Annotated in this window: 12 protein-coding genes; 6 read left to right on the top strand and 6 right to left on the bottom strand. The window is 50.2% G+C overall.

Annotation, left to right across the window (positions count from 1 at the left end):
• Window positions 1–78 precede the first annotated feature (78 nt).
• Together ACTJJJ_RS23260 and pgmB are read right to left on the bottom strand one after the other, a co-directional pair.
• A complete protein-coding gene (locus tag ACTJJJ_RS23260) occupies window positions 79–2,394 on the bottom strand; it encodes a glycoside hydrolase family 65 protein (RefSeq protein WP_440703168.1) in 2,316 nt (771 codons plus the stop codon).
• Complete coding sequence (gene pgmB, locus ACTJJJ_RS23265; RefSeq protein ID WP_440703169.1) at window positions 2,391–3,041, bottom strand: beta-phosphoglucomutase; 651 nt, start codon at window positions 3,039–3,041, stop codon at window positions 2,391–2,393. The genes ACTJJJ_RS23260 and pgmB overlap by 4 nt, the downstream gene beginning before the upstream one ends.
• 132 nt (window positions 3,042–3,173) lie before the next feature.
• On the opposite strand from pgmB, the gene ACTJJJ_RS23270 reads away from it, so the two are divergent.
• The 3 genes from ACTJJJ_RS23270 to ACTJJJ_RS23280 all read left to right on the top strand — a co-directional run bounded on the left by ACTJJJ_RS23270 (window position 3,174) and on the right by ACTJJJ_RS23280 (window position 6,950).
• Window positions 3,174–4,913 (top strand): alpha-amylase family glycosyl hydrolase, encoded by a 1,740-nt coding sequence (locus ACTJJJ_RS23270; protein ID WP_440703170.1) that lies wholly within the window; start codon window positions 3,174–3,176, stop codon window positions 4,911–4,913.
• Window positions 4,914–5,044: 131 nt separating this feature from the next.
• Window positions 5,045–5,863, top strand: coding sequence for an N-acetylmuramoyl-L-alanine amidase-like domain-containing protein (locus ACTJJJ_RS23275; RefSeq protein WP_188936097.1), 819 nt, complete (start codon window positions 5,045–5,047; stop codon window positions 5,861–5,863).
• Between the two features lie 7 nt (window positions 5,864–5,870).
• Window positions 5,871–6,950, top strand: coding sequence for a mechanosensitive ion channel family protein (locus tag ACTJJJ_RS23280; RefSeq protein ID WP_440703171.1), 1,080 nt, complete (start codon window positions 5,871–5,873; stop codon window positions 6,948–6,950).
• 286 nt (window positions 6,951–7,236) lie between these two features.
• On the opposite strand, the gene ACTJJJ_RS23285 is transcribed toward ACTJJJ_RS23280, so the two are convergent.
• The 3 genes from ACTJJJ_RS23285 to ACTJJJ_RS23295 all read right to left on the bottom strand — a co-directional run bounded on the left by ACTJJJ_RS23285 (window position 7,237) and on the right by ACTJJJ_RS23295 (window position 10,051).
• Window positions 7,237–8,607 (bottom strand): HAMP domain-containing sensor histidine kinase, encoded by a 1,371-nt coding sequence (locus ACTJJJ_RS23285; RefSeq protein ID WP_440703172.1) that lies wholly within the window; start codon window positions 8,605–8,607, stop codon window positions 7,237–7,239.
• Window positions 8,604–9,281, bottom strand: a complete 678-nt coding sequence (locus tag ACTJJJ_RS23290; RefSeq protein WP_188936103.1) for a response regulator — start codon at window positions 9,279–9,281, stop codon at window positions 8,604–8,606. Before ACTJJJ_RS23290 ends, ACTJJJ_RS23285 begins: the two co-directional genes overlap by 4 nt.
• 209 nt (window positions 9,282–9,490) lie before the next feature.
• On the bottom strand, window positions 9,491–10,051 hold the full coding sequence (locus tag ACTJJJ_RS23295; RefSeq protein WP_188936105.1) for a DinB family protein: 561 nt from the start codon (window positions 10,049–10,051) through the stop codon (window positions 9,491–9,493).
• 271 nt (window positions 10,052–10,322) lie between these two features.
• On the opposite strand from ACTJJJ_RS23295, the gene ACTJJJ_RS23300 reads away from it, so the two are divergent.
• From ACTJJJ_RS23300 to ACTJJJ_RS23310, 3 genes are read left to right on the top strand one after another with little or no spacing between them, the layout of a single operon-like run.
• The gene (locus ACTJJJ_RS23300) at window positions 10,323–10,931 is read left to right on the top strand and encodes a DUF4136 domain-containing protein (protein WP_188936107.1); all 609 of its coding nucleotides are present in this window, start codon (window positions 10,323–10,325) and stop codon (window positions 10,929–10,931) included.
• Window positions 10,932–10,934: 3 nt separating this feature from the next.
• The gene (locus tag ACTJJJ_RS23305; RefSeq protein ID WP_188936109.1) at window positions 10,935–11,594 is read left to right on the top strand and encodes an OmpW family outer membrane protein; all 660 of its coding nucleotides are present in this window, start codon (window positions 10,935–10,937) and stop codon (window positions 11,592–11,594) included.
• Window positions 11,595–11,604: 10 nt separating this feature from the next.
• A complete protein-coding gene (locus ACTJJJ_RS23310; protein WP_440703173.1) occupies window positions 11,605–13,773 on the top strand; it encodes a hypothetical protein in 2,169 nt (722 codons plus the stop codon).
• A gap of 69 nt (window positions 13,774–13,842) precedes the next feature.
• Here the strand turns inward: ACTJJJ_RS23310 and pheA are convergent, their stop codons facing one another.
• A complete protein-coding gene (gene pheA / locus ACTJJJ_RS23315) occupies window positions 13,843–14,916 on the bottom strand; it encodes a prephenate dehydratase (RefSeq protein ID WP_188936111.1) in 1,074 nt (357 codons plus the stop codon).
• Window positions 14,917–14,971 lie beyond the last annotated feature (55 nt).

Raw genomic sequence — 14,971 nt, forward strand, 5'->3', positions numbered from 1 at the left:
GCTTAGACCGTTTGATAAATTATCAGCAAAATATAACTTTTTAAATAAATAAGATCATTATAAGTAAACTGCCGTTGATTAAAGTTGCACAGAAGCGAGCGCATCGATAAATATCTTCTTATCATTAACCAAAACAGTGAGCGCACTTTCCGAGGCATTTTCAATTGAAATCGATTGCTTTGACACCGTTACTTTCAGCAAAACGCTCCTGAACCCGATCCGGAAAGAATATCCTTCCCATTGCTCAGGAATGTAAGGTTTAAACGATAGCAAGCTGTCTTTCACGCGCTGCCCAGCAAAGCCTTTTACAACGCTCATCCAGGTACCGGCCATCGAAGTAATATGCAGTCCGTCCTCGGTGTCGTTATTGTAATCGTCCAAATCCAGGCGGGCTGTCCGGAGGTACATTTCATACACTTTTTCACGCATGCCCAGCCCGGCTGCGAGGATCGAGTGCACGCACGGCGACAGCGACGACTCGTGCACGGTCATCGGTTCATAGAATTCGAAATTCCGGCGGATGGTCGCCTCGTCGAATTCATGCTCGAAGAAGTAAAGACCCTGCAAAACATCGGCTTGCTTGATGAAGCACGAGCGCAATATCCTGTCCCACGACCACCGCTGGTTAATTGGCCGCTGCTCGGCAATGTCGGCTACGGTGAGCAGTTCCTTGTCGAGGAAACCCTGCTGCTGCAAATACACCTGCCTGTTTTCATCAAATGGGTAATGCATATTATCCACAATATGCTTCCAATCAGCCAGTTCCGTATTAAGTTGCAGATTCGTTTTGAAAATAACCTCGTTCAATTTCCGGGAATCTTCCTTCCACAGCTTATCGATCACTTCCAGCGTGTAGCGAAGCGTCCAGCAGGCGATGTAGTTGGTATACCAGTTGTTGTTGACATTATTTTCATATTCATTCGGTCCGGTCACGCCCAGCATCACATATTGCCCCTTTTCTTCCGACCAGTTGATCCGCTGCTTCCAGAACCGGGAAATGCCGATCAGTACTTCAAGACCCTGGTCGGTTGCGTAGCTTTCGTCACCCGTGTAGCGGGCATAGTCGTAGATCGCGTAAGCAATGGCTCCGTTGCGGTGGATTTCTTCAAAAGTAATTTCCCACTCATTATGGCATTCTTCGCCGTTCATGGTCACCATCGGATAAAGCGCGGCGCCATCGGAAAAACCGAGTTTCGCTGCATTCTCGATGGCTTTTTGCAAATGTTTGTAACGGTAAACGAGCAGATTGCGCGCTACTTTATCGTCGGCCGTCGAGAGGTAGAACGGAATGCAATAGGCCTCCGTGTCCCAGTAGGTACTCCCGCCGTATTTCTCCCCGGTAAAGCCTTTTGGCCCGATGTTCAGGCGCTCGTCCTCGCCGGTGTAGGTTTGCCCCAAATGAAAGATATTGAACCGGATACCCTGCTGCGCGGCCACGTCGCCGGCAATAGTAATATCGTTTTTCTCCCACTTGCCTGCCCACGCCTGTACCTGCTCCGCGTACATGCGGTCGAATCCCTTTTCCGCTATGCGGGCAATGTAGGCTTTGGCTTTGGAAATGAGCTCCTCGTGCGGGTAGTTGGCCGACGAGAGGTTTACGGCATATTTATAAATGGTAATCTCCTGCCCTTCCCGCACTTCAACCTGGGCGGTACCGGCTACATATTTATCCCTGGAAGCCGTTTGCACGGTTGCCGCTGCCTGCATTCCATTCAGTTTTATATCAAACTTCATCCCGGTCGCAACGCGGAACTGCTCTACCTGATAGGGGTTGCTTTTTGTTTCAAGCACCAGGTATCCTTCCGGGCCGTACGCCTCATGCGCGATGCCGTTCCAGAACGATTCATCATAGTTGGAATCACGATTACGGATATTGCCGTCCAGGAATGGGGTAATGGTGAAATGATCGGTAAAATTGAGCGGTACCATGCTGTAACTGATGGCGCCGGCCTCGTCGTCGGCCATGCTGCAAAATCGCCTGGAATGAATGCGCAGCTTTCTGCCGCCGGTGAGTGTAACAGTTGCAGTGCGCTCAAGGACACCTTCCTTCATATTCAGCACACGGCGAAACTCGTCGATTTGGCAGGTATTCAAGTCGAGCAGCTCGCCACCGACGCGGATTTCAATGCCCGTCCAATTGCAGGCGTTGAGTACTTTGGCGAAATAGTTGGGATAGCCGTTCTTCCACCAGCCAACCCGTGTTTTATCAGGAAAATAAACACCCGCAACATAATTCCCAAGCAGTGTTTTACCTGAATATCCTTCCTCAAAATTGCCCCGCTGGCCCATCCGGCCATTGCCAAGGCTCATGAGGCTTTCGGTGATTTCGTTGTGTTCGGGGTGAAAACCTTCTTCTACGATGCACCATTCATCGTGTGTAATATAGTTCTTCATATTTTTTCCAATTGGGGCAGACCAAAATTTTCAAAACCGGGGATCACAATATCGGCTTCGGTCAGTACCGACGCTTCCCCTATGCCTACCGCCAGCATTCCGGCGGCCTTTGCCGACTCGATACCAGCCACCGCATCCTCGAATACCGCGCAATGCGCGGGCGTTACATTTAAATCGGCCGCGCCCATGAGGAATACCTGAGGGTCGGGTTTGCCTTTTGTAATGCGGTTACCATCTACGATCGTATCGAAGTAATGCAGCATATCAATCCTTTCCAGAATGACCTTCGCATTCTTGCTCGCTGAGCCCAGGCCACTTGGAATGCCGTTCTGTTTCAGTTCGTCGAGGAAACGGCGCACGCCGGGCAATGCGTCGTCGGGCGTCATTTGCATGCAAAGGTCGAGGTAACGGGCATTCTTGCCAGCAGCTCTGCGAAGTTTCTCTTCTTCCGATAGGTGAACACCTCCGATAGACAGCACTATCTCCAGCGATTCCATCCGGCTGATGCCTTTAAGTCGTTCATTTTCTTCGCGCGTAAGGTCGAAACCGAGATCCTGCGCCATTTCGCGCCAGGCGATGTAATGGAATTGTGCAGTGTCAACGATCACCCCGTCGAGATCAAAAAGGCAAGCTTGTATTGAGGGCATATCATTTCAAATTTAATATCTTGCAAAATAGTAAAAAATAGCAATTTGCTGCGCCAAGGCCGAAATACAGGCCTTCCGGCCTCGCCGGGCCGTAGCTTACGCTTTCTTGTAACATTCACAAAACCGAAAGAGATGTCCGCCGTTAACAAGGATAAATTCATTATATACCAGCTATTTACACGCCTGTTCGGCAACCGGGAAACGACCAACAAGCTTTACGGAACGATCGAAGAAAACGGATGCGGAAAATTCAACGATATCGACGATACCGCCCTGGCCGCATTGAAGGCGTTTGGCGTTACGCATCTTTGGTATACCGGCGTGCTCGAACATGCCACCCTGACGGATTACTCGCAATTCGGCATTAATGCCGATCATCCGTTGATCGTGAAAGGCATCGCAGGTTCACCATATGCCGTGAAAGATTATTATGATGTGGATCCCGATCTGGCCGTGGATGTACCTAACCGGATGCAGGAGTTTGAAAATCTCGTCGCCCGCACCCATGCGCACGATCTCAAGGTGATCATTGATTTTATCCCAAACCACGTTGCGCGGCAATATCACTCGGATGTGCGCCCCGAGGGCATCAGGGACTTTGGTGAGGACGACGATAATACCGTTACTTTCAATCCTGCCAACAACTTTTATTACATTCCGAACCACGACTTCATCGTACCGGAAGGGCACAAGCCGCCGCTCCCCGTAACATCACCCTACCACGAGCGACCCGCGAAAGCGACCGGTAACGACGTTTTTCAGGCCCAGCCAAGTCAGTTCGACTGGTACGAGACGGTCAAACTGAACTATGGCGTCGATTACCTCGACGGCCGGTCCCGCCATTTCGACCCTCTTCCTTCGACCTGGCTCAAAATGCGGGACATACTCATTTACTGGACTAGAAAAGGGGTAGACGGTTTCCGGTGCGATATGGCCGAAATGGTGCCGGTCGAGTTCTGGGGCTGGGTGATCCCGGAAGTAAAAAAGGAGAATCCTGCGGTCATTTTTATCGCGGAGATCTATAATCCGTTTGAATACCGCAATTATATCAATATCGGCAAGTTTGATTACCTGTATGATAAAGTAGGGTTGTACAACTCGCTGCGGCGTATCATCGAAGGCCACGGCAGCGCCGAGGACATTACGCGCATCTGGCAGCAAGAGTCGGGCGATTTCAGCGAGCATATGCTGCGGTTTCTCGAAAATCACGACGAGCAGCGCATCGCTTCCCGCTATTTTGCGGGCAATCCGTGGACGGCTTTGCCTGCCATGGTCCTGAGCGCCACTTTGCATACCGGCCCGCTCATGGTCTATTTCGGACAAGAACTGGGCGTGGATCCTACCCAGCAAGAGGGCTTTCAGGGCGAAGACGGCCGGACTACCATTTTCGATTACTGGGGCGTACCCGAATTTCAGAAATGGGTCAACGGCGGCAACTTCAACGAGGAACTCCTCACCACCGAGCAGAGGACGCTGCGTAAATTTTACAGCGACCTCAATGCATTTGTCCTGAAAAATGAAGCGGTATATGCTGGCGCATTTTATGATTTGCAATATGTGAATGTCGACGGCCAGTCGTTCAACTACGACAAGACGGTCATTTACAGCTATTTGCGGCACACCGCCGATCAGAAATTATTGTTTGTATACAATTTTCACGAGTCGCGGACCGTAGAGACTTTCATTAAGGTACCGCAGGATGTCTGGACGGATGTGTTGAAACTGGGCAATACTGGATCTTATAAATTGAAACCCGTATTTCCGCCCGAAGTGGCTCAGGTACAGTTACCAACGGCCGACATTACCTCTACCGGCGTGCACATCGAGCTTCCCCCGATCTCGGCATTTGCTTTCGAAATTGTGCCGAAGTAGCGGGTTCTTCGCCCAGCCGGCCATTGGAAAAGGAGCTTTTGATCGTTAATTTTACATTGTCCACGAGCTTGTGGCTTTTTTTCCATGACAAGTATTTTGTCATTACGTACCCTGGTTTAAAGAATTCAAGTATGATGAGATTTGTAGTGCTTTCCATTTTGTTACTGGGTTCTGTTGCCTCATTCGGGCAAGCCAGCCTGCAAAAGACGTTCGTGCAGAAAATGGAACTGCCCGCCAGTCCGGATATTGGCACGCAGGTGCTGCGGATCAGCGAGTCGTTCCTCGGCACGCCCTACGTGGCAGGAACGCTGGAAGGCAACCCCTCCGAGCGGCTTGTCTGCAAGTTCGATGGCCTGGACTGCACTACGCTGGTTGAAAGCGTGATTGCGCTGGCGGTGGCCAAAACCGAAAATTCGACTTTCGAAGAATATAAAAACGAATTGACCAGGCTTCGTTACCGCGACGGCGTGATCGACGGCTATCCTTCCCGGCTGCATTACATTCTTGACTGGATGTATGAAAACCAGAAACGCGGACGCCTCGAAGACATTACTGCTAAGGTGGGCGGCGTACCCTTCACGAAGGAGATTAATTTCATGACCACCCACGCCAATCTGTACCCTTCCCTGGCGGCAAGCGAAGTGTATGAAAAACTGAAAGAGCAGGAAACGGTGATCAATTCGAGGGAACACAGCTACATTCCCAAAAACAGCATCCAGAAAGCCGAACCCATGCTGCATGATGGCGATATTGTCGCGTTTACTTCATCGGTGGAGGGGCTCGATGTGAATCACATGGGTATTATTTCGAAAGTAGGCAGCCGTGCTTACCTGATCCACGCTTCGCTGACGGGCAAAAAGGTAATTATGACGAACGTTCCACTGGCCGAGTATGTGGCTTCCGTTCCGAAACACACGGGTATGATCGTGGCCCGGCTCAACGATATCTGATGAATGAATGGATTTAACCGACCTGATTAATTACCGGAATTCCCCCTGGCTGTTGCTGCTCCTCTCCGGCGTCATTGGACTGGTTATCAGCATTATCATCATCAGCCTGATCAAAATAACGGCATCGAGGAAAAGCTGGCCCCCGGTGCGCGCCGTCCGCGAAAACCTCACCAGTGTACTGCATTTCTTCATACCGATCGTACTCATTACGGCCGCGGCCAAAACTTATACTTACTCCAACCCGCAATACGACTGGGTGTTTGCATTGAGCAAAACCGCACTGATAGGCATTACCACCTGGCTAATGGCCCGCATCGTGATCATCGTCGAAAAGATCCTGATCGCCAAGCTGGATTTCAATACGCCCGACAACAATCAAGCACGGCGGCTGTTCACAAAGATCAAATTCGTGAAACGCATTGTCGTGATCATGGTCGCGACGATCGGCGTTTCGATATTGCTGCTTAGCTTCGATAGTGTGCGGCAATATGGCGTCGGGATCCTGACTTCTGCCGGTATTGCGTCGGTAATCATCGGTTTTGCAGCGCAAAAGTCGCTGGCGAACCTGATGGCCGGCATCCAGATCGCATTCACGCAGCCGATCAAAATCGACGACGTGGTGATCGTGGAAGGCGAATGGGGACGCATTGAGGAGATCAACCTTACTTACGTCGTGGTCAATATCTGGGATTTGCGCCGCATTGTGCTGCCCATTACCTACTTCATTGAAACGCCCTTCCAGAACTGGACGCGCAACGAAAGCGCGTTGACCGGAGCAGCATTTTTTTACCTCAATTACCACACACCGGTAGACGAGCTCCGGACCAAATTGAAAGAAATTCTCGACAGTACACCGCTTTGGGACGGGCGCGCATGGGCGTTGCAGGTGACCGACACCCAGGGGCAGCTGATGGTGGTCCGTGCACTGATGTCGGCACGAAATTCCAGCGAGACCTTCGACCTGCGTTGCCTGGTACGCGAGAAACTGATCGAATTTATCGCCAAAGAGCATCCCGAAGCGTTACCCACGACCCGCGTCGAAGAGCCGTCCCTGACGAAATTTAAGATTTCGGAAACAGGCATATAAAAAATTGGCCTCCGGAAGTTCCGAAGGCCAGTCTTTTCTTACTACTCACCTAACTCAATTTAACTCAATACAGTTTTTCTTTGATATTTTGAACCTCTCATTTACGCATCGTCGCAGGCGCCACTTTGACTTGAAAAAATGTGTAACGGCTTGCAAAAATGGTGAAAATGAAACGGGGAAAGCCTATGGAAATGCCTGACGGCGCACGCAAATCTGAACGTGCGATTTACATTACAAAGGAGCTTTTCCGTTGTTAAAGAGGCATTAACGCTGAATTAAAAAGGAATTAAAAAGGTGGGAACTTCAAAATGAAGGTGGTACCGGAGCCCAATGCGGACTCCACTTCGATGCTCGCGCCTTGCATGTTGATAATGCGTTTGGTGAGTGCGAGGCCGATGCCATAGCCCGCTTTGCTGATCGTGGACTGGCTGCGGTAAAAAGTATCGAAAATATAGGGCAGCTCTTCCTGTGCAATGCCGATACCCATATCCCGAAAATTTATAACGATGAGCCTGTTTTTAATTTCAAGGAACACGTTGCAGGTTTTATCGGGCGAATACTTGCAGGCATTGTCCATCAGGTTCAGGAACGCTGTCCTGAGCAGACTTTCGTCGCCGAAGCGTTTCAACTGTTCCTCGTCCTCAGGGATTTTGTCATAGTGAATGTGCACCTGGTAGCCCGCATTCTTCTGCTGTACCGATGTTTTGGCCTGCCACAACACCTCGTCAATCCTGATCTTCGAGAATGTTACCCTAAATGCGTTTTCCTCTGTCCGTGCGAGTTCAAGCAGGCGGCTTACCAGCTCGTTCATTTCCTTCGCTTCCGACCAGATACCTTTCAATGCGTCCTGATAATCAGTAGGTGAGCGCTCTTTCATCAGGCTCAGCTCTGCCTCGCTCATAATGAGCGCCAGTGGCGTACGCAGCTCGTGCGACGCGTGCGAGACGAAGTTTTTCTGCGCCACGAATGCGATTTCAAGCCTGGTAAGCATCTGGTTGAATGTCTCCGCCAGCAGCGCAAGCTCGTCCTTTTCGCGGCCTACCCGTACTTTTTCATGCAGATTACCCGCCGAAATGTTGTTTACCTGGTCGATAATGTCGGCCACGGGCTTAATCGCGTCGTTCGAGAACTGCCAGCCCGCAACACCTACGAGAATCATAGACAGCAGCCATCCGATGAGCAGGATTTCCCTCAGGCGATTCAGCTGGTTCATACCGAGATAGTCATTCGCGATCACAGCCACGACCCAGGGTTTCCGGTGATCCTGCAAAATGTGCCGGATAATGATCACCTCTTTCTTCTGATGTTTGGTATGGATTTCCCTCCCGGCCCGCGCATCCGTGAGCATGGGTCTGGAGAGCTTGAAATTCTCCTTTCCACTGATGAATATGACCGAATCGGAACCATCGTAAATCGTGATTTCCTCGTCGAGCAGGATTGTCTTGTTTTCCTTTTCGATCTTTTCGATATCCGCTTTGCTGATACCCTGGCTTGCTTCTACAAGTTGGGCGATCGTCTGGCCGCGCTCGTTCAGGAAGGAATAAAATTGCTTTTCGCGGTACTGGTCGTAGAAAAAGTAAATAGCAAGACAAAACAGCGCCATTATGGAGCCTACCAACAGGGTAAACAGCAGCGTCAGGCGCGATTTGATGTTCATTCTTCCTTGAAAATGTAGCCCATGCCCACCACCGTGTGGATCAGCTTGGTAGGATAGTCTTTATCGACTTTTTTGCGGAGGAAATTAATGTACACGTCGATCACGTTGGTACCGGTATCAAAACGGATGTCCCACACTTGTTCGGCAATGTCTACACGCGAGACTACCCGCCCGCGGTTACGCATGAGGTATTCAAGCAAAGCGAATTCCTTGGCGGTGAGATCGATTCGGTTACCGCCCCTTCTGGCCACTTTTTCATCGAGGTTCAGTTCAAGGTCGGCCAGTGAGAGTACCTGACTGGATTGTTCGCGGACACTGTTGCGCTGCGAAAGCACTTTAATACGGGCGATCAGCTCGCGGAATTCGAAGGGCTTTACCAGGTAATCGTCTCCGCCCGCTTCGAAACCGTCCAGCTTGTCATCGATCGTGCCCAGTGCCGTCAGGAAAAGGATCGGGGTTGTCAGGCCGTCGGCGCGGAGCTGCTTGGCGAGGTCGTAGCCGTTGAGGAGCGGCAGGTTTACATCCAGAATGATCACGTCGAACCGGTAGTTGGAGGCCATTTTCTTACCGACTTGTCCGTCGTAAGCCAGTTCCACTTCCCACGACTGCTCTTCCAGGCCCCTTTTGAGAAAACCTGCGAGTTTTGGTTCGTCTTCAACGATTAGTATTTTCATAGATGCCAAGCGGTTTAAAGTGCCAAATGTTGCACAGATTTTTGCTTAAAAAAAGGCTGCCCGAAATATCGGACAGCCTTTTTGTCTATATCCACACCATTAGAACGTTGGCATTTCTCAATATCCCACGTTCCATTATAATGCAAAATATAAAATTTAAATTATAAACAATAGGTATTTCCCTATTTTCGCGAAATTTCATGCAAGTATCAGTAATAATCTGCGGAATTGTCATAGTCCGAACGATCGCCGAAAGCGCCGAAATCATCGTCTTCTTCCAAACGCATGGCCTTCGCTGCTTTTTTTATGAGTCCGATCTGGCCGGCATGGTACACGTCATGCTGGATCACGCCGTGTATCAGAGTATAATAGGAGTAGTCACGCCCCGGTACAAATTCTTCCAGGAAGCTATCATCTTCGATCTTTTCCAGTTCCGAAACGAGCTCTTCCTGTGACAGGCTCAGCTCCATCTGGATCGCCTCCCATTCGAACTCGTCGACTACCGGAAATTTTTTCCAGTCCTTGTCCTGGGTCTTAATGTCAAACTCAGCGTCGCCCTGCAATTTCCGAACGGCAAAAATGCGCCAGGTAGTCATGTGGTACACGATTTCGGCGATTGAATGCGTATTGCTGCTCAGGCGCGCTTCCGCGATTTTCGGGGTTACATCGCGCAGCGCTTCTACTACCGACGGTCCATACCATGCTTCTTCGCTTTCGTAGGTGTCGTTAAGTACATCTATAATTCTTAAAATCTCTTCTTTTGCTTCCATTACGATTAGATTAAACAGCTGCAAATTTAAGGTGATTCGGACGAAGATTGCCCAAATGTGGTTTCAATATTAAAGAGACATTTTGACGGCATCCATACTCTCCCGATCCAATCCGCGAAAATCGGCTTTTCCAACCTTTCGCGAAGTGATACCGTCACAAATGCAGTTGCTAAGTCCGGGCTGGTAAACTTTAAAATCATGAACTCACGGGCTCATAAACTTTAAGCATTTCAATTTTCGTTTATTTAACAAATTTTAAAATACAACTCAAATGTTCAAGAAAGCTTCTTTCCTCTTACTGATCGTCGGCCTCGGGTTGATGTCGTGTTCGAAAGACCCGATCAGCGACCTTTCCAATGAGGAGTCGTTGGTATACATTACAAATCACGATCAATCCGCCAATTTTAGTCAGTACAAAACATTCAGCATCGTGGATTCCGTGCTGATCGTCGAAAATAGCCGCGCGGGTACTTCCCTGGACGACATCGACCGCGCCATGCTTCAACGGCTCATCACCAATATGCAAAGCATGGGTTACAAGTACGTGAGCCGGAAGGACAACCCCGACGTCGGTATCAACGTGTCGTGGATCACCAATACTTACCTCAATGTATATCAACCGCTTTCTTCCTACTATGGCGGTTACTGGGGTGGTTACGGCTACGGTTACCCGAGCTATTACAACTATTATGAAACCAGCGAAAGCTCCTGGATGATCTCGATGCTCGATTTCAAAAATCCTAAGACAACGGCATCCGGCAAGACTTTCAATGTGATTTGGGACGCACAGATCCGCGGCTCGGCCATTGGCGACCAAAACCTCATCGACAAAATGGCGGATTCCATTTTCGGGCAATCCGGTTATCTCAAAATCAAGTAACAAATGAAACGAATCATCATCATTGCCCTTTTCCTTGGAAGTGTACTCCCCGCATGGGCACAGGAGAAACCCAAGTTATACACCATTGCGTCGCCGTTTGAGCGGTACACCTATTACCTGGCTACTGCGCGTTTCATCGGCGCAGTGCCCATGGGCTCATTCAAGGATAATTATGTCGACAAATCCTCTTTCCAGAATGCATCGGTGTCTATCGAATGGGTCCTGAGAAACTCCCAACTTTCTGTGGGCGGAGAAATCGGCTCTACTTATTTTGAAAAACGCGTTCCGAGAGCCTTGTACGAAGGCGACGGGGGCACTATCTCAGCTGTTCAAACGCGCACCGTTTCGCAATATCCGGTGGAATTGTTTGCTAATTACCACTTCCTCCCACGCAACTCGCAGGTACAGCCATACGTGCAGGTGAGCGCAGGCGCGAGCATTATCGATTACACCGTTTACTATGGCACTTTGTCATCACAAGATCAGGCGGTACGTTTTAAATACGGCATTGGCGCCGGGTCCAAATTTTTCTTCAAGAAGGATGGGACGTTTGGCCTTGATGTTCGTGTCAAATATGATGGCACGGCTTATAAATATGACTACATCGACAAAGGCATATCATCCGTGAACGGTTCGATAGGCCTATTCTATCGTTGGTGGTAAATAACGCATCGTGACACATAAAAAGAAGGTTTTGACCAAAACATCGCTTATCTGGCTTAGTGGCATTCTCGCATTCCTGATCGGTTCCGGGCTTTGGGCCTGGAACCGTTTTGGTCCCAGCCACCACAAATCTTACGTTCAGGTTACCGAAAGCTTCCCCATGGCGCGGACGCTCGACTCCGCCTCCAATGCATGTGACCTCACGATCCGGCGTTACCGCCAGATCGGCCGGGAAATGCAGTTCGAGCTGGCAGCGAATGCAGGCGGGCTTTCTCCTTACGACGTAAAAATCAGCCAGAACGGCAAAACACAAACCTTCCAGGCCGTGCCGCACCGTTACGGGACATGGCTCACAATCCCCGGCGTGCAGGTCAATGGCGGCGAAGCGCAGATCAATGTGGTAAGCCGCGGCCAGCAAGGGTGCCAGACCACCGCCGCATTCAATTTCGAAGCTGCGATGGCCAATGAAGTGATCGATGCCAAAGAGTGGATCCGGCAGGGAAGCAAAGACAATTGGCTCGATGTGAGGCCCATTCGCAAAGATGGCAAACTCCTCCTCCGCGACTTTGCCAATTATAACGACAACCGCACGAAAGTGGTCATGATCGACGGTATTGTCGTGCAGGGATTGGAAAATGGCATTGAAGTGAAACCGGGTTATTTGTATTCGGTAACTTCCCGCTGGATCGACGCTCCCTACAATGACTGGTGGAATGCGGCCAAAAACCGCACAGTCCGCCAGCAGAACATCTACATTGCCGGCAAGCCCGACCAGGCAGCCTCCAATGCGCTGACGCGCATCAGCATCCCCGACTGGTTTTCACCTTCACGCACCATCAACGTCGATTTCGACACGCGTTTTCCCGAATTTGAACCCATTAAGGACAAGCTGGTGATGCAATACCGGCTGAATAACTATGTTTCTTCTGACAACTATTACAAACGCGGGATCGGTTTTTTGTCCAATACTGAAAAAGAGTATCCGTCGGAAAAGCTGCATTACACGGCCACTCCCAATTACTTTGGCGATAAGGATGAAAAGTGGTTTGCGAGCCTTTCCAAAGAACAGGTAGAGGCATTGGCGGGCATCCCCGGTTTTGGCGTGTATGCGTACGATTTCGAGTTTTGGAGCCAGCATTATTCCAAAGAGGTTATACAACGGCTGATCTGGTTTTCCAAAGTGGTTAAAAAGAACCATCCGCATATGCATTTGATGGATTACTGGGGGGGCGGGGCCTATACCAACCCACATATTAATACGGTTGGCGGTGCTAACCCGAAGGATTTTATCAAAGAATACAGCGAACCGAAAGCCAACAATCCGAACTTCGATCCACTGCCGAACGGCGATAGCTTCCGGGATATCTTCAACACTGTCCCCATTGATGTGTATCCCAAACCGATGTTTGCGATCGACAATGCAGGTAATTCGCCGAACAACTTCGTGCTGCTTTCCGCGATCCATTCGCTGCGCATCAACAAGCTCCTGCCCTACCAGAAAAACAGTAAATTCATTTTCTACGGCTGGAACCGGTACATGCCGTTATACAAAGACCCCATTGTCCCCTGGAACTACCAGCTTTCCGACCCCAAAGGGGAGCTCATCATGAACCAGCTCGAAATGATGCCCGCGAGTCAGGCATTAAGCTTTTCATTGTTCTCACTAATCCTGTTCGACGGCTACTACCTCTGGCACGACGGTGCGCCGAGCGCACAAAACCCGAATGCCTACAAACTTTCGAAAGATATGTGGGGCTGGGGCTACGAATGGTACCCGGCCGATAGCAAAACACCCGAAAACGAAGTGGGCCGCAACACTACCGGAGGAACTGCCGCTCCTTACTGGGACTTCCCGACCGAATATTATGCACTGGGTAACTGGATGGCGAAACAGGTGGAGGACGTAATTGTAGGCGGCCGGAACCAGGACCTTGCATTTCAACTGAACGGACAATGGATCCAGCCTAAAAAGGAACAGGCATTGCTGGCCATCGACGGCAAGCAGCCTTTTATTACTGCCGTCGTGAAAGGCAATCAGATCGTGGTACTCGGCGTCGATTCGTTCCAGCAGCCTTCTGCCCAGCGGAAAGTGAAAGTTCGCCTTCCGGATGGCGTGGAAGCAGAAATCGAGCTGTATGGCAACTGGCCTGCGCTTTACCGGGGTACCCTGAAGAAATAGTTTTGAAATACATCATAAAAGCAGAAAGCTCGCCGATGAAGCGAGCTTTCTGCTTTTATGATAGAAATACTAGGCAACTTTCACATAGCTGCCGAGCCATTTCAAATGCGTCCCGTACTTGTGCATGATCTCCTGCACCTGCGGATCGTCCATGTGCCCGAGGAATTCCACCAGGAACCACGCCCTGAACGACGCTTCGCCACGCAATGGGCGACTCTCGATCTTGGTAAGGTTAATGCCGCGATCGTTGAAATCTTTCAGGAACTCGTACAGCACGCCGGGGCGGTTGGTATTGGGCAGGTTAGCGATGATCGTCGTCTTGTCGTCGCTGCTCTTCATATTTGTAAACTCCTTAGCCAGAATCAGGAAGCGGGTCTGGTTCTGATCGCTGTCTTCGATATTATCAAATAGGATAGGAACACCAAACAACCTTGCCGAAATCGACGAGCATATTGCCGCCGCATCGGGCTCCTGGGACGCCAGCTTAGCCGCTTTGGAAGTCGAATCCACGGCGATCAGCTCGATACCCATGCCTTCCAGGTATTCACTGATAAATTTGCCGCATTGCCGGAATGCAATGTCTTTGGAATAAATCCTTTTAATCGATTTCAGGCTATCGGATTGCGACGCGAAAGTAAAATGCACTTTCAAGAGCATTTCCGCTACAATCGAAAGGTTTTTTTCCCGCAGGAAATCGACCGTCTCGACCACTATACCCTCCTGGTTATTCTCGATCGGCACCACGCCAAATTTGGCGCGGCCGGTTTCCACGCTTTCAAATACCGAGTGGATCGTCGGCAACACGAGGTACTCGCTCATCGCCCCGAAACGACCTTCGGCCGCCTGATGCGTGAAGCTTCCCTCCGGCCCCAGGTAAGATACCCGCTCAGGCAGTTCCAGATTGCGGGATACCGCGAAAATCTCGAAGAAAATGGCATCTATCGCCTGGCGGGTGAGTAACCCATTGTTGTGCTTCGCCAGCCGGTCGAGGATTTGTTTTTCTCTTTCGGGGCGGTAGATAATCGACTGGGAAGACCGTTTCAGCTCACCAACCTTTTTGACAAGCTCCATACGCTCGTTCAAAATGCCCAGCAACTGGTCGTCCAGCCCATCGATCCTGTTTCTTAAATCCTGTAATTCCACAAAGACTCTTTAAATATGATGTTCAAACCGGGAGGTGCGTTTACACTTTTGAATA

The organism is Dyadobacter sp. 22481 (assembly GCF_052044875.1).
Taxonomy (GTDB): domain Bacteria; phylum Bacteroidota; class Bacteroidia; order Cytophagales; family Spirosomataceae; genus Dyadobacter; species Dyadobacter endophyticus.